This window comes from Flavobacterium sp. CR10 (genome assembly GCF_055814415.1).
In genome coordinates, this window is record NZ_CP185985.1 from 4,128,617 (window position 1) to 4,150,091 (window position 21,475).

A 21,475-nucleotide genomic window follows, 5' to 3' on the forward strand; every position below is an offset into this window, starting at 1 on the left:
TGTTCCCTGAAATTTGTTCGATTGCAAATTAAGCGTTTTTAGGTTTGCCAATCTTCCTAAATCAGAAGGAAGCGTTCCTTCAATTGCATTCGACTGCAGATTTAAAGTTTCCAAATAAGTCAAACCGGATAATTCTGCAGGAAGTGTTCCTGATAAATTATTCGCAGCTAAACTTAGCGAAACTACATGCCCGTCTTTTGTTCCTACCCCGTACCAGCTTACTTCGTGAAGTTTGTTTTGCGAAATATCCCATTTTTGCGTCCATTGCGCTCCATTTGTACTCGCATAGATTTTTTTCAGGATTTCGAATTCTTCGTCTGCCAATGGCTTTCCAAAAACAATCTGGGTATAATTAATTGCTGTTCCTTGTGCTGTTCCGTCGTTTTGGACAATTCTAATTTTATCCGTTAATTTAATCCCGAATAAAGCTATGTCTTTAAAAATTAATTTTCCTTCGCTGTTAGAATAATTCGATGCTTTGTTTACACCATTAATGTAAAGCGTAAAATGGTTTTTGTTATTAACAGCACCTCCGTTTGCATTAAATAAAAACGTTGATAAAACAGGCAGATTAATTGCCAGTTCGTTTGCGCCCACTTCGATAGTTGGAATTGTAATATCTTGATACGTAAAATCAACTGTTTTTAAAAGTGGCAAACGAGCCAAGGATTCATCTGCGTCTTCGATATTATTGTTACTTAAATATAACGTTTTTAAAGCCTGCAGTTTATTCCATGATGATGGTATAACTCCCTTTAACTTTGTGTATCTAAGATCTAAAGATTCTAAAGATTCCAATCCTGAAATAATATTTAGATCTGTTGCGCTTAAGTTTTTTGTATAACTACCGCCGTATAAAGAAAGATTCTTCAGGTATTTTAAATTGGCAAACGAAGCTGGAATTGTCCCAGAAACATTCGAATTGTTGTTAAGGTTTAAACCTGTAATGTGTCCGTTCTTAATGCTTACTCCGTACCAAGCGCCTTCATGCAGATTATTTTCTGCTGTCACCCATTTATTATTCCAGTTTGCCCCATTCATAGCATTATGAAAGTCAACTAAAGCCTGATATTCAGCATCTGGAATTTTTGGCTGATCTACTTTTACATTGGCAAAATAAATTCTGGAATCGTAAGAAGCAGAAGAACCCCCTTCGTAATCCTGATACAAATACAATTCGTCTCCCGTTTTTAAAGTCGAAAGATAATCGGCAGGAATTGTTATGGTTCCGTCTGAAGCCACCCTTAAATTATTTCCAACTTGGTTTCCTTTTACAAACAGTCGAAATGGCCTTTGTGCCGAGAAATCATTTGCCGTTCTGTTGTAAAGCACAATATTTGGCAGGCCGCTCACTTTTACATCGTTTCCTTCATATAAAAAATTAGGAATAGTTAGCGTTTGAGATGTTAATTCTAAATTTACCTGGCTTGGCAGCAATGCCTGAATAGTCGAAAGCTTATTGCTAGTAATGCTTAAAGTCTGTAAAGCAGTATTTTTTTCCAGATCTTTAACAAGCACTTCAATCTGATTATAAGAAAGATTTAAAGTGGCTAGCTTTAAAAGATTTCCTGTAGATGCTGGAATTGATTTTATCTGATTTGATGATACATTTACGGTTACTAAACTTTCCATGCCGCCAAAATCTTCAGGCAGCGCTGTAAGTGCATTGTTGTTTAAATGCAGTGTATTTACTTTCTTCAGCTTGTTCCATGACGCTGGAAGATCGCCTTTGATTTTGGTGTATCTTAAATCCAAATATTCAAGATTGGCAAGTTCTGATAAAACACCTAAATCTGCTGCACTTAAATCCTTATAGTAATTGCCTCCGTAAAGTGACAGAGATTTCAGGTATTTTAAATCTTTAATCGAGGCAGGAATAGCCCCCGTAACCGAACTGTTATTGTTTAAATTAATACCTGTAATATGGCCGTTTTCTATGCTTACTCCGTACCAAGCGCCTTCATGAAGATTGTTTTGGGCAACATTCCATTTATTAGTCCAGTTTGCACCATTCATAACGGTATAAAAATCAACTAAAGCCTGATATTCTTCGTCTGGAATTTTGGGCTGGTCTACTTTTACATTTACAAAATTTACAGTTGAATAATACGAAATGCTTCCTGTTGAAGAATCATACTGCTGATACAGATAAAAACTGTCTCCCGTTTTTATTGATGCCAGATAAGAAGCCGGAATCAGAATGCTTCCGTCTGCTGATGCGGCTATATTGCTGCCGACTTGACTGCCTCCCACATACACGCCAAATTGTCTTCTTGCCGAAAAATTATTCTGGTTTCTGTTGTAATGAACAATATTCGGCAGTGTTTCAATTTTTACATCGGCGCCGGTATACACAAGCCCTTCAATATTTATGGTTTGATAATGAAGCTGCAAACTAACATTAGCATTGAGCAATCCTGCAACATCAGAAATGTTATTGCTAGAAAGATTTAGCGTTCTTAAAGAAGCTATATTTTCAAGCTCTTTTACCAAAACTGGAATTTTATTATCAGATAAATTTAAAGTAACGAGATTAGTAAGATTTCCAATCGATGCCGGAATCGCTTTTATTTGGTTATTCTGAGCTTCAAGCGTTACCAAACTTTCCATTGCGCCAATATTGTCTGGCAATGCAGTTAAAGCATTATATGCTAAATAAAGTGTCTTTAGTTTTTTTAATTTACTCCACGATGCAGGAATATCACCTTTGATTTTGCTGTATCTAAAATCTAAAAATTCTAAGGACTCTAATTCTCCAATAACATTTAAATCTGTTGTGCTTAAATCTTTACCGTAGTTTCCTGCGTAAAACGAAAGATTTTTAAGGAATTTTAAGTTGGAGATTGAAGCTGGAACTGCTCCCGTAACATTCGAAATATTATTAAAACTAAGCCCAGTGATGTGTCCGTTTTCTATGCTTACGCCATACCAAGCGCCTTCATGCAGATTATTTTCGGCAATATTCCATTGATTATTCCAGCGTGCACCGCCCATTGCGTTGTAAATATCCACTAAAGCCTGATATTCTAAATCTGGGATTTTTGGCTGATCTACTTTTACATTTACAAAATTAACTTTTGAATAGTAAGAGACGCTTCCTGTTGAAGAGTCATACTGCTGATATAAATAAAACGAATCTCCTGTTTTTAGCGAAGCCAGATAAGCCGCAGGAATCACTACACTTCCGTCTGCAGCTGCTGTTACATTATTTCCAACCTGACTGCCTCCAACATAGACTCCAAATTGCCTTCTGGCAGAAAAATCATTTTGATTTCTGTTGTAATAAACAGTGTTTGGCAGATTGGAAACCGTTAAATCAGAACCTGTATAAACCAGTCCTTCAGCATTGATATTTTGATAATGGAGCTGCAAATTGACCGAGCTGCCAAGCAATGCCGCAACATTTGAAATATAGTTGCTTGCAAGATTTAATGTTTTTAATGTTAAAACATTTTCCAGCTCTTTTGCCATAACCTGAATCTGATTGTCTGATAAATTGAGCGTAACCAGATTTTGAAGATTTCCAATAGAAGCTGGGATGGTTTTTATCTGATTGTATGGCGCTTCTAGAGTAACAAGGCTTTCCATTTCTCCTAATTCTTCAGGCAATCCGGTAATTGAGTTATTGTAAAAATAAATCGTTTTTAATTTTTTTAGCTTGATCCATGAAGATGGGATGGCATTTTGTATTCGGCAGTATCTCATATCCAATGTTTCCAGAGACTGCAGTTCTGATAAAACATTTAAATCAGTTGCAGTTAGGTTTTTAGAATAGTTTCCCGCGTAAAGAGATAAATTTTTCAGATATTTTAAATTACCGAAGGAAGCCGGAATTGAACCGGAAACATTAGATGTATTATTAAGGTTTAATCCTGTGACATGGCCATTTTCTATACTTAAACCTGTCCATGCGCCTTCATTTAGATTGTTTTCGTTTATATCCCATTTATTATTCCAGCTGCTTCCTCCCATAGCATTGTAAAAATCTACTAATGCCTGATATTCTATATTAGAAACAGCGGGCTGATTTACTTTTATGTTTGTGAAATAAACCTTGCTGTAATAAGAAACGCTTCCGCTTGAAGAGTCGTACTGCTGGTACAAATATGCTTCGTCGCCATTTTTTAAAGAAGATAAATAGGCTGCAGGAATTGTCAAACTGCCATCTGCAGCCATAACGGCATTACCAATTTCACTGCCGCGAACATAAACTGCAAATTGCCTTCTGGCAGAAAAATCATTTTTAGTTCTATTATAGGTAACAATATTAGGCAGGTTATCTATTTTTAAATCTACTCCTTTGTAAATAATATTTTCAATGTCTACTGCTTGATAATGCAGGCTGAGATTTACTGTACTCGGCAATAGAGCTAAAACTGAAGCAATTTTATTGCTGCTTAAATTTAAGGTTCTCAATGCTGTTAAATTCTCCAGCTCTTTGATTAAAACTGGGATCTGGTTATCTGAAAGTTCGGCCGTTACAAGACTTTCAAGCTGGCCAAATTCTGGAGATAAACCTGTAATGGCGTTGCTGCTCAAATAAAGGGTTTTAAGCTTTTTTAACTTCGCCCATGATGCCGGAATTATGCCTTTTAACTTGGCATATCTTAAATCTAGAGATTCTAAAGCTTCCAATTCGGAAAAAACATTTAAATCGGTTGCGCTGAGATCTTTTGCATAATTGCCTCCGTATATGGAAAGCGTTCTAAGAAATTTTAAATTCCCAAAAGATGCCGGAATTGAGCCAGAAATATTGCTTGTCCCATTAAGGTTAATAGCTGTAACATGCCCGTCCTCAACTGTAACCCCGTACCATGGCACTTCATGCAGATTGTTTTCTTTTGTATTCCATTTGTTGGTCCAGTTGGCTTCTCCTGTAGCTTTGTAAAAATCTACCAATGCCTGATATTCTGAATCCGGAATGGGAATATTAGCACTGTTTTTTGCCGATAATAAAGAAAGGCTGCCAAATAAAAATAGCAATCCCATAAGTAGTTTTCTCTCCATAGATTAATGTTTAAATGCCAGTATATTAAGAAGATACTTTTTGTTAAAAAATCGGCATAAAAGTAGGAAAAACTTTTCTTTTATTTTTTTAGACTAAAGTTAAAAAACATCAAAAACCTAATAACCAGAAACTTAAATAAATAAATTACCTGAATTCAGGTAACTTGAAGGATGCAACAGTGATTTGAATAAATAAAGCCAAAAAAGATTTAATAATTGTGCTAATTCTCCTTTTTTTTGGATAAACCCTAATCCAACTTGCTTTACTTCGAATTATTAGGCATCGCCTCGATTGAAATAAAACCGTTTTTTATTTAGACTGGTTTATAGTCCTTTTCCCGCTGCTAAGACAGAGCTCCAAAGAAATCTGAAGCTTTTCTTTTTATACTGAAATTTGATTTAGATTACCGATCCGAGTCACAGACATTGCCATAGCTCTCCAATATAAACTTTTCGGCAAGCTGGGACATTTGCACAGCTTTTCATCATGAACTCTTTACTGAGCGGAAAAAGTTGGATCTCTTAAATTTTCCACACTTCTATACCCTTGTTTATTTTTTAATATAATTTCTGTAATAGCCCTGCCGTTAACTAAGAATTTGTACTTTTGACCATCAGATATTTATTTTTTTTCAAATAAAAAAACAGATAAACAGCCCCACTGAAGCAGACAGGCAGGCGCACGAGTACCGATTAAAAAAAATATTCCGAGAACAAATCAAGCATTGGCTTTAGAAATTGAAATAAAACTTAATTAGATCGCAAAATAAAATGTTATGAATGACCTATGGATTAATCATCCGATAGTATTACAAGGCAAGACAGTAGAGCTTCATCCATTAGAAGCTGAAAATTTCGAAAAGTTATTGGAAGCTGCTTCAAATCAGGAAATTTGGGAATTGACATCGGTAAATTATTCTGTCCCAGAGATATTTTACTCCAATAGCAATGCTGCTCTGCAAGGTCGGGAAAATGGGACTGTCTACCCTTTTGTAATCATTGATAAATCAACAAAAGAAATTATCGGAACAACAAGATTTCTGGATATCATGCCATCGGATAAAAAACTGGAAATTGGCGTAACGTGGATAAAAAAAGAGTATTGGGGCTCAATCGTTAATTTAGAATGCAAGCTGCTTCTGCTTTCTTATTCTTTTGATGTATTAAATGCAAATCGGGTTCAGTTTAGAGCTAAAGCTGATAACATTCGCTCGAGAAAAGCTATCGAAAAAATCGGCGGTGTTTTCGAAGGCGTTTTCCGTAAAGACAAGATTGAGCCAAATGGATATCCTAGAGATACTGCATTTTTTAGCATTATCGACTCTGAATGGGAAAATGCAAAGAAGATGATTGAATTAAAAATAGACGAAAAAGCCAATTGCTGATATCCATTTAATGAAATAGGCAGATAAGATAAAGGGACTACTCGAGATAGAACCGTAAAATTCAGTAGTGAGCGATTTTATCTCTCAAAATCATTCATAAAATCCAAAATAAATTTACACTTCTATAACAGTGAGAAATAGTTCCAGAAATTCACAAAGCAGCATTTATAAGCAATCAACAGCATCTGGCACAAATAAGATACAAAACAAAAAGCCTGCAAATTTTCTGCAGGCTTTCCAAAATAATCCTATTTATTAAATCTCTTATCCGCTTCCCGCTGCATTTCCGACATGGTTTTGATCCTGCCAGACTTTATCCATTCCAAAAGCTCAGATTTTATAAAATAGAGCTTCTTGCCCTTCTTGCTGGCCGGCATTTCCTTTCGGCATACTTTCGAATAGATGGTGGCCACCGAGAGATTCACAAGCTTTGAAGCCTCCAGGATGGTCATTAGGCCCGGATCAAAATCCTCAGAAGGCTTATTGTCCCTAATTTCTCTTACCATTCGTTCAATGCTCTCCATTCGCATCATAAGGGTTCCGAGTATATTGGGAAGATCCTCAAAAGCAAAAGGCTTCACGGCTTCATTAATTTACGCATCTCAAAATCAAAAAAATATATCCGGCTTGCCCTTGTCTTTTTAAAAGAAGGCTCATAGCGCAGGTATCCGTATTCATCTAGCTCCCGCAGGCATTTATGGTAAGTGCATGAGGAGGATATCTTGGCTATGGGCGCCAATTCCCTTCTGAAGACTTCAACAGGATTGGCAAAGCCTTTGGCAGACCTGAACTTCAGAAGAGCCGCATAAAGGGCTATATGCGCCGTGCCGATGCGCCCGTCCTTTTCAATGGCAGAAAAGAAGTCTGCCAAGGGTTTCACGCTTTCCATAATCCATCAATGATCCCTTGAACTAAATCGACTGGGATCTTCTTTTCGACTTCTTTTCCTTCTTCTCCCCCAAATCATCATCTCCCTGCCCATCAGCGTTCTTCTTCTCTCCTTTGGAGATATCCTCCTTGGAATCCTTCTGCTTCTGCTCCCTGCTTTGTCTGTCATTGATGCGGAGCATCGATTCGTCATATACCCTGATGGTCTTGAACTGCGGATTGGCCTCCACAAACCTTCTTTTTTCCTCGCCGCTCACAACAAAAGTGACCGATTGGATATTCCCTTTTTTAAGCGAGCCAAGCAGGCTCTCTTTGGACTCGGGCGTCTGAAGCTCCTTAATGGAATGCTTCTCAAGAGCCGCCTCCAGATTATAGCCGTAATTCTGATGGTAATGGCTCATCTTAAAGTTCCCGTTTGGCTCGGCATCTTTAAAGTCCAAAGAAATCCAAGAATTATATTTCTCGCCCTCCTTGGCCATAAGATCTTTATTGACCGATCTTCCTTCCAACAGATTAAAAGCCTCCTTCATTGTAAAATTATTATCCTTTCCCATATAGAAGATCTGCTCCAATGCATGGGGAGCCCCTTCCTTGGAGAGCATGGCCTTATAGGAGTTGAAGAAATACATATCGCTCCGGTCGGATTTCTTAAAGCTCAGCTCGCATTTAAAGGCGCTCTTCTCAAAATTCGCTTCATGGAGCACCGTAAATTCCTTTCCGCCCTTCTCCAGCTGCTCTTTCAATAGGGGCTGCAGCGCTTCGCCAAAACCAGCATACTTGATCTGGTCTGCCAAAAATTCTAAATTCTTCTGATTCATGATATAATATTTTAAAATTAGTGTTCTTTTTACATGCTGCCCAGTATATGCACATTTCTGATGCCCCTATTCCCTATATCCACTTCAATCTGTCTTCCGCCATTTTTTTCAATGAGCTGGATCGTGAGATGTTTTTTCTCGGGGATGGTAAACTTGGATACCGCATAGACCAGAACCACTTCCGATCTGTCCGAAACTGCTGAGAGCAGAGAGGTGCAGTATAAAGGCAATATCTCTATTTCCTGAGAGGCAGTCCGTTTTGACTTCCTCTGGTCACGGATAAAAAAGCGGAGCTGGTCTACATCATAATTGATTTTGGATCTGTTGCCCAGCACTAGCCTGAAATACAATACATCCCGATGGATAAAGATGCCAGTGACTCGAAGCTCCATTTCAAACCTGGCGCTGTTCAGTCCTGCGACACTTCTTTTTTTAGACAGGGCCAATGCGGCATACTGTTCAATTTCCTTCTGGTTATCATACTCCTTTGAAAACAGAACCGATTCATTTACGGCATGGGAATAATCAGCCTTTACATTTAAATCGGGACATGCTTCATCATAGTTCAGCATAAAAACATACAGCCTGTTATCTGCCGTTACCACGGTGAGATTGGTCTGGACAAAATGCCTTATGGCCGCTTTGGCCAGCACAATATTCTCTACCCCTTTGGCTTTCTGGATTAAAACATCCGCACTTCCTTTATCTATGCTTTTAATAGCATACGGAAAAATAATGCTTGTTGTTTTGGAATAGGCAATGTGAAGGTTTTTCAGCTGCTCGGGGTTCAATGCAGCATCCTTGCTATCCTGTCCAAAAGCTTCCGCAGCACTTAAAAGCAGACACAGTGCCACCATCCAACTCCTTTTTCTGATTCTCTTCATCTTTTTCATACTCATCTCATCCAATCAATTCAAATTCTTCTTCTTCTCGTCATGCAGCAATACCTGATATCCGGCCTTTACGACAGCCTTAACGAGTTTTACCTTTTTGCCTATCAGGCTCTTGGCCGCCCCTATTCCCATTTCCGCCGCCTGCAATCCCCAGGAGTCCGTCACGCCAGAAAGCCCGAGACTCTGAATGGAACGGTCTGCAGAAGCTTTGCCCACATCCCTGCTGATGGCTCCCGGTATATAGATCCCTTCAATCCCATCCATATCATAAACCGAAAGCTCAACGGGAAAAATGGAACTCCTAAACTTAATATTGACAATCTTCACTATCAGCCGTTCCCCTTTTAAAGAGGCCGTACCATACAAAAAAGCATTCCTTGGAATCAAGACGTCTTGAAGCAGCATGTCAGCCATAAGCCTGAGCTTTACCAGAGATCCATCGACAATGGTCTGCGTTTCATGCATCACCGCCTCAATGGAATTTCCAGATTCTTCCAAAGCCTGAACCGAATCTGCGCCATAAAATGCATTTGATTTCAATGGAGCCAAAGACAGCGCATCCTGCTGCAGCGAAGTGATATTATCCGCTTCCTTTTTGCGGCTCACTGCAAAACTTTCTCCTTTTCTGCTGTCAGCGATCTGCTTCAGTCTTTCCTGCACTCGTGAAGGATGCTGTATATCCAAAATATTTTCCAGCATCCCTCCAAGCTGCTTCAGTTCTGGATCAGGTTCCTCGGAAGTGCCCATTTGCGACATCATCTGCTCTAAGTTTTTTATCGCATCTGATTCGCTTTTTGATGATCCATAATTTTCAAACACCCTCATATCCTGACCATAATTATCAGAGACCGCAGGCTGGCTGATTACTTTTTGAAGTGCTTTAAGTTTTTGATAAACTTTCTGTTCGTTAGCATCTTGATAGGCGGATTTATTAATACCGGTAAGTCCTCTTCCACCTAAATCGCTATCTGCAAAATCATCTATTGATTCTTCAAATATTTTTTGATTGGAATAATTAGGGTCTTTTTTAATTTGTTCCTGCAATTTGATAGAATCTACTGCCGCCTGATCGTAGTAGCTCATCTTGTCAAATGATGAATCTTCTTTAAATGCAGGAAAGGGAAGACTAAAGTTAAATCCTTTTTTGACTTTACTTTTGGCCATTTCCGCTTCCATTCTTCCACCATCTAAGATGTAGAATAAAATGGTTATAAAAGGAAGTGCTATAACAGGCAGCACCAAAAGCATTTTTCTTCTTTTAGATTCTTTGAGTGATATTATTTTCTGCTCCATGACATTACTTTTTAAAATTGATTGTTTTAATTTTTGAAATAGCTGGCGGGTTTTTATTTATTTCAGAATTTTTCTTTGATAATGCTGCGTATATATTATAGAGAAAATACCCTCCCTCCAAAGCGGCAAACAAAACCAGCAGACAAATGAGGGCCTTTTTAGAAAGCCTGTCAGTCAAAGATTCCATTTTTCGCACCCACTTGTCTTGGACAGACAAGTAATGCTTACTGTAGACAAATGGCCCTTCCCGCTTTTTAACTAATGGTTTCATAGCTGTCTATTTTCTATTTTCAACAGCCAGATCTTTGTTCTCGATGGTATTCCACCTCTCGATTAAAAAACCATGCGGATTATTATCGCTTCTCGAAACATTACGCAGATTTCCTTGGGTTATAAGACTTCTTTTTATAATGCTCGTTGTACGGATAATGTTCTGTCTGGCATAACATCTAAAACGATAGGGATATTCTCGGATATCAATGCTAACGCTATCAATCAGGATGGTCTGGCTGATATTTCCTGAAATGATTCCAGAATAGAAGCCGTTCTCTTTTAGATCATCATAAATTCGCTTTGCGCTCTCGTCTGACAGATACAGCGCTTTAGTGATATTGGCTTTAATGGCTTTATCATCAGGGTCAAGGGTAAAGAAAAACTTGTGAAAGGTTTTCACATGATCCCTGGCCTCGACAGTCACATTATCCTTTCGGTCTGAGACGAATGCTTCCAGCGCCTTGCCGTTTGCCAGAATATACACTTTGTCCTGCATCACCCTTACGGTCTGGAAACTTTTATACAGTGCATAACAGCACACTGCCATACACCCAACAATTACCAGCATCGTAAATCCTCTCACATATCTGAAAGCGGCATCTATGTTCTTCATTTTCGTAAACATGGGACGTTGGTTTTTAAGTCTGTTTTGAATTTCCTTTAAGCTTATCATTCATGTAATTACCCTTCTCTTTAAAATAGTGGGCATTGCCAGCTGAGCAAGACATGCTCTGCGAGATTTGCCCCGCGGCATTTCCCATTGCATCCATTGCCATACCGGCCCCATGCGAGGTTTTGGCAATTGCTGAATTGGCAGAACTGCCAAGCATACTTGTAACTTTCTGGCCCAAAGCTCCGCCTCCAGCTGCATGGACAATATAATTGGCAACTGATGGAACAGTGAAATAGCCTATTATTCCGATTATCATAAAAATGAGGTAAGCCATATCGGTCCGGCTAAAAAAAGTGTCTCCGCTCGCCTCCACCTGCGATAAATCAAGTTTGAGCATCAGTTCCTGAATTTTCCCAATGATGCTTCCAAAAATATTGGCAACGGGAAGCCATAAATAAATGTTTATGTATCTGGCAAGCCAGACGGTGAGCGTATGCTGAAACCCGTCAAATACGGCTATGCCAAATACAAGCGGCCCTAAAATGGAAAGCACCACAAGCTGGAATGTCCTTAGCGTGTCAATGCACAAAGCCGCCGCTTCAAATAATACCCTAAGCACTTCGCTCATCCATTCCTTCACCGAGTTCCTAAAATTATAGGATGCTTTTTCCATGGCAAATTTGACATCGTTTCCGATGCCGGCAAGCATGCCCTCATCGGAAGGGTCTTCATCATGGGTATATTTATACCATCTCTCACGGTCCCCAGTACCGGAAACCCCTACATACATCCTCCATGGATCGGTTTCTCTGACTGCTTTTTCCTTTTCTTTCAAAAGAACGGCCACAGCATTATTGGAACCTGTAACCATAGCGGCCGTAGCAGTAACAGCCGGCTTCATAACCCCGTTGATAAGAGCAAGGACAGATGGAAAAATCATGATGCAGAACCCGATCGCAAAAGGTCTGAACAGGGGATAAAAATCTATAGGTTCAGCGTTTGCAATATGGCGCCAGACTCGTGAAGCGATATACCAGATTGTTCCAAAACCTGCTATTCCCTGCCCTACAGCCAAAAGATTGCTGCACAAAGGCATCATCTCATCATAAAGCCGGTCTAAAACCGAGTGCATGCTCTGCATATTATCGCCGAGTCCTTGAGCATGAATAGCAGAAGGCATAAACACTGCTGCATTTAAAAACAGAATTCTCTTTAAAGATTTATAAAAATCCATAGCATTAGTTTTTTAAGTCCTGAAGTTCTTTGGAAGCATATGCATCTTTCTTTTCCTTTGCTCTCTGCAGCGCCAGTATGCCTGATGACTTATTAAAATCCCTCAAAAACAAAAGTTTATCCTGCATCTCCATATAAATATCATCAATTGCCTGAAGCCTTTCATCATCGGACATCCTAAGTTTATCTGCAGTCATAACTGTGGCCAGCTCATCAAGATTTCTAAGGCTTTGGTTTAAAAGATTTCCGTAAATCCTTTCGAAATATGAAATTTCTTGAAGACTGAAACTTTCACTTTTTATAAATCTGGAAAGTCCTTTTTTGCTTTCTTTTACCAGCAGTATTTGATAGTTCACGATATCTCCTACCCTTTTGCAATTCTTTACCGTTGGGCTCACCTGCATAAGGGCATCTAAAAATGTTTTATGAAGGCTAAAGCTGCTTTCGGACATGTCTTTAACTGTTTTGTAACCTCCTGAAAGCAGCTCATATCCCTTTTTCATATCGCTGAGAATCTTTTTGAACTGCGAGAGTTTTTCAATGTTCAAGACCAGCTGCTGGATTTCTGCCGACTGTGCATTCATGCTGCTTGGGACAAATCCAAAAAAGACCAGAAATGCTAAAATCAATATCCTTTTCATGGCGTTAATTTTTAAGTCCGTAAATGCTTTGTGCGGATTCAGCACTTCTTTTTTCATGAGATTTTGACAATGACAATAACTTTGCTTCATTGCTAAAAGACAGACAGAAATCGTAATTGCTAACCATCGTTTTGTATAGCTCATCTATACGCTCTATCCTTTGGTCATCTTTAAGCTCCAGTTCTGAATCAGCAGTAAGAACCAGAAGCTGGCCTAAAGTTTCATCGCAGCTTTCCATTAGCCTTTCGAATGAACGCTCAATATAATCGAGCTCGCTTCCCTGAAATAAATCATCAGTCTTGAGTTTGGCATAAGTGCTTTTATGCATTTTCATTATCTTAAGCTGCAAGGAGATAATCTCCGCTGTTTTATAATAGTTTCTTACCCTCGGATTAATCTTCAATAACGATGCAAAATAATCGCCATGGAGATTAACTTCCCCTTTCTTTACATCACCAATGAAATTAAGGCCTTTCGAAACGGCTGAATATCCTTTCTTGGCATAATCCATGTAAACCTGAAGGGCAGCAATCTGCAGCAGCAGTTCCTTTCTCTGTTTTGCTTGAGCCTGACTCCCATGGCTTATTAATATTGAAGCCAGCATCAGTAGAATTAAATTTTTCATGATATTTTCTTTGAATTAGGGAATTCCGTAAAATTCTTTGACTTTATCCGCATCAGCTTCTGTTTTAGCCCTCTGGAGGCTAAGCATTACATTCTGCCGGTTAAACAGCATCAGGTCATCATAATTGGCGTCGATCTGATCTGCGGCTTTATTGATAATCTCCAGCCTTTTCAAATCACTCATCTGGGTGGCAAAAGAATCCAGAATTAAAAAAATCTGGTCGATATTCTTCACACTTTCCTCTAGTATTCCAGTGTAAACACGCTCCATATATTGGATTTCGCTGTCTTTAAAATGGGTATCCTGCCTGAAAAGATTCCACGCTCTTTCATATTCCTGAATAAGCCTTGTCTGCTTTTGGGTAATCTCTTTTATCCTCTGGTAGTAGGTAATAATTGACTTTACTTTTGCCAGCTCTTCATAGTAGCCTTTATAAAGATCTTTCTGTTTCTGAGTCCAATCCGAGATCTCATCGAGCTTTAATTTGGAGAGCACGTTTTCCGCTTTTTTCTGCGCATTCTGAAGCCATATTGTTTTGTTCTGCAGTTTCTGAATCCTCAGATCAATTGCTTTGATCACTTTTTTCGTAACCGCCTTTACAATCTCCAGTATCGGCAATGCCGCCATTTTTTCTGCAGGTCTTGCCGGAGCATTGACAAGCAGCAGGCAGACCAGACCGGAAATTAATTTCTTTTTCATTTTCCCTTTTCATTTAATTGTTTTCCTTCCCTTATATCCTGAGCCATTGCGGCTATTCCCTTTTTGATGTCTCCGCCAAATTTTTTCGCGTAGGCATTCATTTTCACTTTCTCGCTTTCTTCAGTAGTGTATGCCAGATATTCCTCCAGTGAAACTTCAGTTCTGTAAACTTTGGAAAGCATGCCTCCAAGCGAGATAAAAACCTCCTTGTATCTTTTATCGGGATCATTGGCTTTATTTACCGAAAGCACAAGCGCTTTTTCTTTCTCGGTCAGCCCCAGCAGCTCCTGAATCTGATCAAACTTGTTCTGGTATTTGCTCTGATCAAGCAGAATCTTGCAGTCGCTGTTATTGATAATGGCCTGCTTTACCACAGGAGAAGAAATAATATCCTCGACTTCCTGCGTCACCACAACTGCCTCTCCAAAGAATTTCCTCACCGTTTTAAACAAATACTTAATGTATTCCGCCATTCCTTCCCTGGCAATGGCCTTCCACGCCTCTTCAATGAGGATCATCTTGCGGAAGCCTTTGAGTTTTCGCATTTTACTGATAAAAACTTCCATAATAATGATGGTCACAACCGGAAAAAGAATCGGATGGTCTTTTATATTATCCAGTTCAAAGACAATAAGCCTTTCTTTTAACAGCTCGAGGTTCTGCGTTGCATTGAGCAGATAATCAAACTCGCCGCCTTTATAATAAGGACGCAGCACATATAGAAAGTTATTCACGTCAAAATCCTTCTCCTTTACCTTATCATCCGATAGGATCACAACAAACTCCCCTTTCAGAAACTCATAAAAGCTGTCAAAGCATGGAAAAATATCCGAATCGGCATCCAGCTTTTCATAATACAGCTGCAGGGCATTTGAAAGCGCCACATACTCGCTTCGGTTAAAGGTTTCATCGTCTTTTTTCCAAAGGGCCAAAAGCAGCGTTTTAATGCTTTCCTTTTTCTCGGTATCCAGAGAGTCCCCTTCTGAAATATAAAAAGGGTTGAAGCATATGGGATTCTTTTCATCGTAAGTGAAGTAATAGCCTCCCACCATATCGCAAAGCCCCTTGTAGCTGTGCCCGACATCCACCAGCACGATATGTGTTCCCTGCTCGTAGTAGCTTCTCACCATATGGTTGGTAAAAAAGGACTTGCCGCTGCCTGAAGGCCCGAGTATAAACTTATTGCGATTGGTGCAGATTCCCATCCTAACAGGCTCATCGCTGATATCCACGTGAACGGGTTTTCCGGTCAGCCTGTCTCCAAGCCTTATGCCGCAAGGGCTCAGCGAAGATCTGTAGCCTGTCTCCATGTTCAGAAAACAGACCGCCTGCTCTGTGAAAGTGTCAAAAGTGTCATTCATTGGAAAATCCCCTCCATTGCCTGGAATTCCAGCCCAATAGATCTGCGGAGCCCCAACCGTTTCCAGCTTGGCCGCCGAATCCATCTGGGCAAGCGCTGATGACACCTTATTTTTAATGTCCTTCAGCTCTTCTTTATCCGTGCTCCACGCCAGCACATTAAAATGGGCCTTTACGGGAAGCCTCTGCTCAGACACGGCTTCATTCAGAAAACCATTAGTGGCATCTCTGGCAATCATATTTCCCCTGCTGTAAGCCGACAGCGACTGGAGCCTTAATCTTTTGCTCTCCAGCTTTTGGATCGTTTTCTGCGCATCTTCAATAAAAATGTACTGGCTGTAAATATGATTGCACGACAAAAGCTGCCCTAAAGCTGAGGCAAACCCTACGCTAAATTTGGTTTTATCAGTCGAATAGCGGTCAAAATTGATTCTGGATCCGCATAGCCCCGGAAGATCGGCCGCGTCGCCAAGAGTAAAAAGCTGGCAGCGTTTATCTCCCACTTCGAGCCCTTCATCAAATTTGATGTCCTTATAAACAAATGAATCTTCCCGCTCTGATAGCAGACAGTATTTTTCCGCCAGCCCGATACTTCTGCTCCCGCTTTTAAGCGATTCGTTTTTCAGGCGAACGAGCTTTATAAATCCGCTGTCCTCCATAATCCTTTTAAACTGGCCGCAGACATCCACAAAATCCTCAAGCAGCTGGGGTTTTAAAGTTTCCTCGGGAACTATTGAACTCCTGAGCAGACTGGAAAACAGCGAGGTTGCATTCTTTTTTCCCTGAGGCTTCTTGGTCAGCATAATATAGCAGGAATGATCCAGATAGGGCCTCTCGCTAAAGAAGCGCTCGCTGCTTCGGGTCAGAAAACTGCTGTCCCCGCTTGAGAAATCAGCTTTATATTTCCTATCTAAAAACCAGTCCTGCTTATGGAAAACGCAGAACTTCGGCAGCACCTTTATGGCCTTTATCCACGACTGGTGGAAAGCCTCATATTCCTGGTCTGAAAGCGTAAAAATCTCGGGCAGCTCCGCCTTAAAAACTAAAGTTATGTCCCCCTGCTTTGACAATATGCAGTCATGCTCCACCGCCATAATAGGCAGGAGCTCTTCCATCCTCTTCTCCATCCCTTTCCATAAATTAACGTTCCATAGCTATAACTTTATAAAAACGCCCCTGCTGCGCACCTTCATGCATTTGGGAATGCGTTTTGCGGCTACGGCCTTAATCATGCCATGCTCTCCATATCTGGCGCTCATCCTGTATATCTTAAAGACAAGAAAACCGCCAGCAATTCCGATAATGCCCACACAAGCAAGCGAAGGCACACCCGCAATAAAAAGCACGGCAAAGAGTATCAAAAGCGCCACTATGCCAAAACCTAAATACCAGATGTACTGCGCTTTGAGGCCTTTGAATTCAATGCTTTGATTAATGCCCTTATTGATCCTGTAGACGCTGTTTGCCATCAGACCCCAAAAAAGGATTTAATGACCGTAGCCACCACCACAAGAAATACGCAGCTGCCAAACCAGGCGGCCGCAACCTTTCCCGTATCGGGATCTCCCGCATTCCACTTCTGGTACACCTTCACCGCTCCGATAAGCCCCAATATGGCCCCCACGGCATACATCAGCTCGGTGCCCGCATCAAAATAGCTGCGCACCTTCTGGTTGGCCTCATTGATGCCCGCCACCCCGTCTTGGCTGTAAAGAGCCCCTGAATAAAGCATCAGCAGGGACAGCGCTAAAGCGCCCGATATGTTCTTAAGCCTTCTCCATAAGAATTTCAATCTCCAATTCCACCTTTTCATCTCCCATCATTTAAATTAAACCGTCACTTGAATTAAAAGCAGAGAAATACCGCTGTTACAGCTGCTATCTCCTTGTCACAATTGCCATACCGCACTAGAGCGAACAGGGGAAATTTCTCTGCATAAGATTTATGGCCCCTCTTCCCATAAGCTGTCCATCTCCTGAGCGCTGAGCTGAAGCGAAGGGTATCTATCGCTATGCAGCACCATGAGAGAATTGATCTTATCCCGCAAAACGGACTGTCTCACATAGGGATATTCAGCAAGCAGAAACTGCACGTAATGCTTGAACTCGGCTTTAGATATATTTCTATCATCGCTTTCAATAAATGCATCCAACAATTTGGAATACAGCTCCTTTGCATCTTCAAGCGTACTGAAAGACTCTTTGAATTCTGCAAAGGGGCTATCGCTTTTCATGTCCTCTGCAGCGGAAGATCGGCGCCTGAAGCCGCCCCTTAAATTCGAAATGAAATTCTTCGGATAATACCGAAAAAACACATACCCGCACCACAAAAAAAGAAAAACAGCGGCCGCAACCATAAAAGCCTTCCATGAAATATCTCCAAGCATAACCATCCCATTTAAACATTAGACATCCTTTCAGAAAACCGGAACCCATTCCGATTTCATTGCAGGACAAAGGAACAGTTATGCAAGGGCCCCTGCAAGCACAACTTTTTCCGTACCCTTTTGTACCCCATAGAAAAACCGGCATGCGCCATGAGGCCCATAAATAAAAAAGCCCCTGAAAACATACGTTTTCAGGGGCCTGACAGATTAAAAACATCCGGCAATCGGTTTCACTGGAACCTTTTTATAAATTCCATCATATCGCCAATGGTCTGTATCTCTTCTTTTTGGGTATTGCCCAGCGCTTTCACCTTTTCAATATGAAGAAGGCTATTGAGCATGGCTTTCTGAAGCCCGTTTAAGGGATCGCCGCTGGTGTCCGGTTCGGGAAGCAGCTCCCTTAAATCCATCTGTGATGGAATTTCGGGCCAATCTGCCCTTTTCTGATCGGAAAAGACTTCTGTAAAGGGCAATACTTGGGGATCCCTGTCCCTATCGGTCAGCGGATCCAGCTGCCATTTCTGGCAGACCGTCTTTATGAATGATGCATGCTCAAACTGTCCGCTGACTATTGTCTGCGGCTGGATATAGGAAGACACCATTATCATCGGAACGCGCACCCCAAGACGGTCAAAGCCGAAACCGCACTCCCCCTTCATGCCTGCAGCAGGCGGCACCGTACCCGGCGGCGCCACATGGTCATAGCAGCCTCCGTGTTCGTCATGGGTGATGATCAAAAGTATCTTGTCCCTTTTAGGGCTCTTTCTGATGGCATTGTACACTTCGCCGATGAGCTCGTCTCCCAGTTTCACCGTCCCGACAGCCAACTCATGGTTCACTGCCGATGGATGCTGGTCATTGTGCTTATGCAGAAACTGGGGTTCCACAAAGGAGTATTGCGGCAGGGTGCCAAACTCGAGATCGAAGAAAAAATCGAGATGCCCGTGCGTATTGTCTTTTCCCTCACCGGTTCCATTGACTATATAGGTCAGGCTTAAAGGCGCAATAGGCGAATAGACTTTCCATGAAATATTATTATCATTCATGCGGTCAAAGATGGTCGGCAGCGACCAGACATCCCTTATCCACGAATCCATCCCATGCAGATCGCCATCAATGCCTGGAAAACCTGTTCCATCCTCACCAAGGGGATTAATCACTTTTCCCCCTGAGCTTGCCGCATGCCAGAATGCCCGATTGCAGTAGGTCTGGCTCGGCACCGAACAGTGCCAGTGGTCAAAAACCGCAAACTCTTTGGCTAAAGTGGCCATTGCAGGAATCTGGTCCGGCTCAAAGCACTGCATGATCACCTTGTACTGTTCATAGGAAGGATTATCAATGCTGTAGGCTGACCTGAGCGTATTTTCGTAATCGTTGACAAAGCCATTCATGCTTGGCGCGCCCGGAGAAGCCGGCAGATTATAGGGCCGTGCCATTTTATAGTCAGCCGCTCCTATATTGCTCTCAGGGATGACGGAATTGAAAAGCTGGGTATTGACATGGGGGTATTCCTCACCCGGATCCGGATAGGGCATCGAATAGCTCACCGCGCGCGAAGGGGAAATGCCCGTTTTCTCTGGATAGCCCTCCGCTCTGGGGGGAATGGGGTTCGCATAGTCAATATTGGGATTATGAAGCCCGTCAAAAGGCTTTTCAGGCGGCAGCTCGCCGTTTTTGTAGAGATAGCCTAACAGATTGTCAAATGAGCGGTTCTCCAGCATAAGCACCACGATATGCTCAAAAGTTTCCAGTCCGTCAGATTGGTTTGCATTTTCCATATTCCAGCCGTTTTTAATTCATTAAACATAAGTAAATTACGGCAATTAAAGCCAAGCCTGCGCAAGTAGTTCTACCTATTTTAAAAGCTGGCCCCAGAAGCGCACTTATCCTAGCTTGAAATTGCTTTAATCCTAAAAAAGAATGGCCGTTTTATCAGTCTTTAACCGCTTCAAATTTAATTCTTGCGTGAATAGGTCCAGCCATAAATCCAATCAAGCCTTTGGATCTGTCTGCCTATAAAAAAGCCGATTAAGCGGTCACGAAACCATGCTCCCACTGGATTGCTCCTGGTTTTAGAATCGCCTGTTTTTCTGGCGCTTTTTATTATTTTTTCTACTCTGGGCTGGCGTTCAGACTGAAAAATCCGAAACGCAGTGCTGTAGTCGCCATGCAATTTTAATGACTCGGCAATTGCAATTGTGTCTTCTAAAGCCAATGACGCTCCCTGCCCAATATGAGGAGAAATGCCATGCGCCGCATCTCCAATAAGGCAGACCCTGCCTTTGTGCCAATGCAGAAGCTTAGGCACATCGTAAATCGGATAGGCAATAATCTCATGGCTATTCTTTATTATTCTAGAGAACAGAGGATCATCATTTTTATGGATATCCATTAAATGTTTCTGAATTTCAGCTTTTAGCGTTTTTTCCATTTCCTGCTGCATTGGCTGCAGCTCTCTAAAGTAATTGTTGAACCACCAGACTTCCCCCTTATCAGAAACCGAATAGGCAAAAAATCCCCTTTCGCCAAAAGTCATCTGTATTGAATCCAACGGCTCTGAAAGTTCAGAAATCTTCGCATAGCCGCCAGTTGAGATAAGTTTGGTGTATTTGAGAGCAGAAACTCCAGGAAACAGCTGTTTTCTAACCTCGGAAAACATTCCGTCACAGCCTATCATAATATCGCCTACGGCTTCAGTTCCGTCAGCAAAATATGCGGTCACTTTTCTGTCTGCCTCACTATACCTTAGAAATTTTTTATTATAGTTTATTTTTATACCTGCAGCTTTTGCCGCCATCCGGACATATCGGTTCAGGTTTGCCCTTTTAATCTGAATGGTCTCTGCTCCATACTGCTGCTTCTGATAGGCCGTGCCCAGTTCTGCTATCTGTCTTCCTTTGGAATTAAAAAACTTCATCGAACCGGGAGTATAATCTTCTTTGAGCAGCTTCAAATCAACAAATTCTTTCAATACATTAAGACCATTGGGAGTGACGCCTAAAAAGGCGCCCTCTTTTATATTCTCTTCTGATCTCGATTCAAATATTTCAGGCTCAAAGCCTATTTTTTTCAGCTGTAGAGCCAGTATTGGCCCTGCTGCGCCCGCGCCTATTATAATCGCTTTTTTATCCATTGCTTTTCTATTTGATTTATAATCCGTTTTATTCCTTAAATAATTAGCGCAAAACACTGATCCAGCAATACCCTGAGTTTCCCCATTGTATCTCTTTTCCTGCAAGCCATAGCTTCAATAATCCTTCTGTGAAGCATCAGTCTGCAGAGTTTTTTCTAAATTTGCTATGGTCTGTTCCTCGCTTTGTCCCACTATGCAAAACTATCAAGCTTGCAGAAAACGGAGTTGC

18 protein-coding genes and 1 pseudogene are annotated in these 21,475 nt (G+C 41.1%); 1 reads left to right on the top strand and 18 read right to left on the bottom strand.

All coding sequences use genetic code 11. The annotated features are described in order from the left end of the window. Nucleotides 1-21: 21 nt before the first annotated feature. Nucleotides 22-5,007 (bottom strand): annotated as a pseudogene (locus tag ACNRYB_RS17710) (leucine-rich repeat domain-containing protein); the annotation flags it as partial. 776 nt (nucleotides 5,008-5,783) lie between these two features. Between ACNRYB_RS17710 and ACNRYB_RS17715 the strand changes: the two are divergent. After that, entirely contained in the window at nucleotides 5,784-6,392 is a 609-nt protein-coding gene (locus ACNRYB_RS17715; protein WP_473728143.1) for a GNAT family N-acetyltransferase, read from the top strand. A 248-nt stretch (nucleotides 6,393-6,640) separates the two neighbouring features. Here ACNRYB_RS17715 and ACNRYB_RS17720 read toward each other — a convergent pair whose 3' ends face one another. From ACNRYB_RS17720 to ACNRYB_RS17800, 17 genes are all read right to left on the bottom strand, one after another. After that, complete coding sequence (locus ACNRYB_RS17720; protein WP_473728144.1) at nucleotides 6,641-6,973, bottom strand: helix-turn-helix domain-containing protein; 333 nt, start codon at nucleotides 6,971-6,973, stop codon at nucleotides 6,641-6,643. After that, nucleotides 6,970-7,281, bottom strand: coding sequence for a hypothetical protein (locus ACNRYB_RS17725; RefSeq protein WP_473728145.1), 312 nt, complete (start codon nucleotides 7,279-7,281; stop codon nucleotides 6,970-6,972). The genes ACNRYB_RS17720 and ACNRYB_RS17725 overlap by 4 nt, the downstream gene beginning before the upstream one ends. A 22-nt stretch (nucleotides 7,282-7,303) precedes the next feature. Beyond that, nucleotides 7,304-8,098 carry a hypothetical protein gene (locus ACNRYB_RS17730; RefSeq protein ID WP_473728146.1) on the bottom strand — a complete coding sequence of 265 codons (795 nt, stop codon included), beginning with the start codon at nucleotides 8,096-8,098 and terminating at the stop codon, nucleotides 7,304-7,306. A 29-nt stretch (nucleotides 8,099-8,127) separates the two neighbouring features. Continuing rightward, on the bottom strand, nucleotides 8,128-8,991 hold the full coding sequence (gene traN, locus ACNRYB_RS17735; RefSeq protein WP_473728147.1) for a conjugative transposon protein TraN: 864 nt from the start codon (nucleotides 8,989-8,991) through the stop codon (nucleotides 8,128-8,130). A 15-nt stretch (nucleotides 8,992-9,006) separates the two neighbouring features. Continuing rightward, nucleotides 9,007-10,284 (bottom strand): conjugative transposon protein TraM, encoded by a 1,278-nt coding sequence (gene traM / locus ACNRYB_RS17740; RefSeq protein ID WP_473728148.1) that lies wholly within the window; start codon nucleotides 10,282-10,284, stop codon nucleotides 9,007-9,009. Between the two features lie 4 nt (nucleotides 10,285-10,288). Further along, the gene (locus tag ACNRYB_RS17745; RefSeq protein WP_473728149.1) at nucleotides 10,289-10,555 is read right to left on the bottom strand and encodes a hypothetical protein; all 267 of its coding nucleotides are present in this window, start codon (nucleotides 10,553-10,555) and stop codon (nucleotides 10,289-10,291) included. 6 nt (nucleotides 10,556-10,561) lie between these two features. After that, nucleotides 10,562-11,170, bottom strand: coding sequence for a conjugative transposon protein TraK (gene traK, locus ACNRYB_RS17750; RefSeq protein ID WP_473728150.1), 609 nt, complete (start codon nucleotides 11,168-11,170; stop codon nucleotides 10,562-10,564). Between the two features lie 25 nt (nucleotides 11,171-11,195). Then, nucleotides 11,196-12,350: a conjugative transposon protein TraJ gene (gene traJ, locus ACNRYB_RS17755; RefSeq protein WP_473730253.1), complete on the bottom strand. Its 1,155-nt coding sequence runs from the start codon at nucleotides 12,348-12,350 to the stop codon at nucleotides 11,196-11,198. Nucleotides 12,351-12,408: 58 nt separating this feature from the next. Then, nucleotides 12,409-13,044 (bottom strand): TerB family tellurite resistance protein, encoded by a 636-nt coding sequence (locus tag ACNRYB_RS17760; protein ID WP_473730254.1) that lies wholly within the window; start codon nucleotides 13,042-13,044, stop codon nucleotides 12,409-12,411. Between the two features lie 4 nt (nucleotides 13,045-13,048). After that, nucleotides 13,049-13,669, bottom strand: coding sequence for a hypothetical protein (locus tag ACNRYB_RS17765; RefSeq protein WP_473728151.1), 621 nt, complete (start codon nucleotides 13,667-13,669; stop codon nucleotides 13,049-13,051). A gap of 15 nt (nucleotides 13,670-13,684) precedes the next feature. Further along, nucleotides 13,685-14,368: a conjugal transfer protein TraI gene (locus ACNRYB_RS17770; protein ID WP_473728152.1), complete on the bottom strand. Its 684-nt coding sequence runs from the start codon at nucleotides 14,366-14,368 to the stop codon at nucleotides 13,685-13,687. Further along, nucleotides 14,365-16,854, bottom strand: a complete 2,490-nt coding sequence (locus tag ACNRYB_RS17775; protein ID WP_473728153.1) for a TraG family conjugative transposon ATPase — start codon at nucleotides 16,852-16,854, stop codon at nucleotides 14,365-14,367. Before ACNRYB_RS17775 ends, ACNRYB_RS17770 begins: the two co-directional genes overlap by 4 nt. A gap of 27 nt (nucleotides 16,855-16,881) precedes the next feature. Continuing rightward, nucleotides 16,882-17,196, bottom strand: coding sequence for a DUF4133 domain-containing protein (locus tag ACNRYB_RS17780; RefSeq protein ID WP_473728154.1), 315 nt, complete (start codon nucleotides 17,194-17,196; stop codon nucleotides 16,882-16,884). After that, the gene (locus tag ACNRYB_RS17785; RefSeq protein WP_239452901.1) at nucleotides 17,196-17,459 is read right to left on the bottom strand and encodes a DUF4134 domain-containing protein; all 264 of its coding nucleotides are present in this window, start codon (nucleotides 17,457-17,459) and stop codon (nucleotides 17,196-17,198) included. The genes ACNRYB_RS17780 and ACNRYB_RS17785 overlap by 1 nt, the downstream gene beginning before the upstream one ends. A gap of 210 nt (nucleotides 17,460-17,669) precedes the next feature. Further along, entirely contained in the window at nucleotides 17,670-18,113 is a 444-nt protein-coding gene (locus tag ACNRYB_RS17790; protein ID WP_473728155.1) for a hypothetical protein, read from the bottom strand. 230 nt (nucleotides 18,114-18,343) lie between these two features. Beyond that, nucleotides 18,344-19,891 carry an alkaline phosphatase family protein gene (locus ACNRYB_RS17795; protein ID WP_473728156.1) on the bottom strand — a complete coding sequence of 516 codons (1,548 nt, stop codon included), beginning with the start codon at nucleotides 19,889-19,891 and terminating at the stop codon, nucleotides 18,344-18,346. A 176-nt stretch (nucleotides 19,892-20,067) separates the two neighbouring features. Then, on the bottom strand, nucleotides 20,068-21,246 hold the full coding sequence (locus tag ACNRYB_RS17800; protein ID WP_473728157.1) for an FAD-dependent oxidoreductase: 1,179 nt from the start codon (nucleotides 21,244-21,246) through the stop codon (nucleotides 20,068-20,070). Between the last annotated feature and the right edge of the window lie 229 nt (nucleotides 21,247-21,475).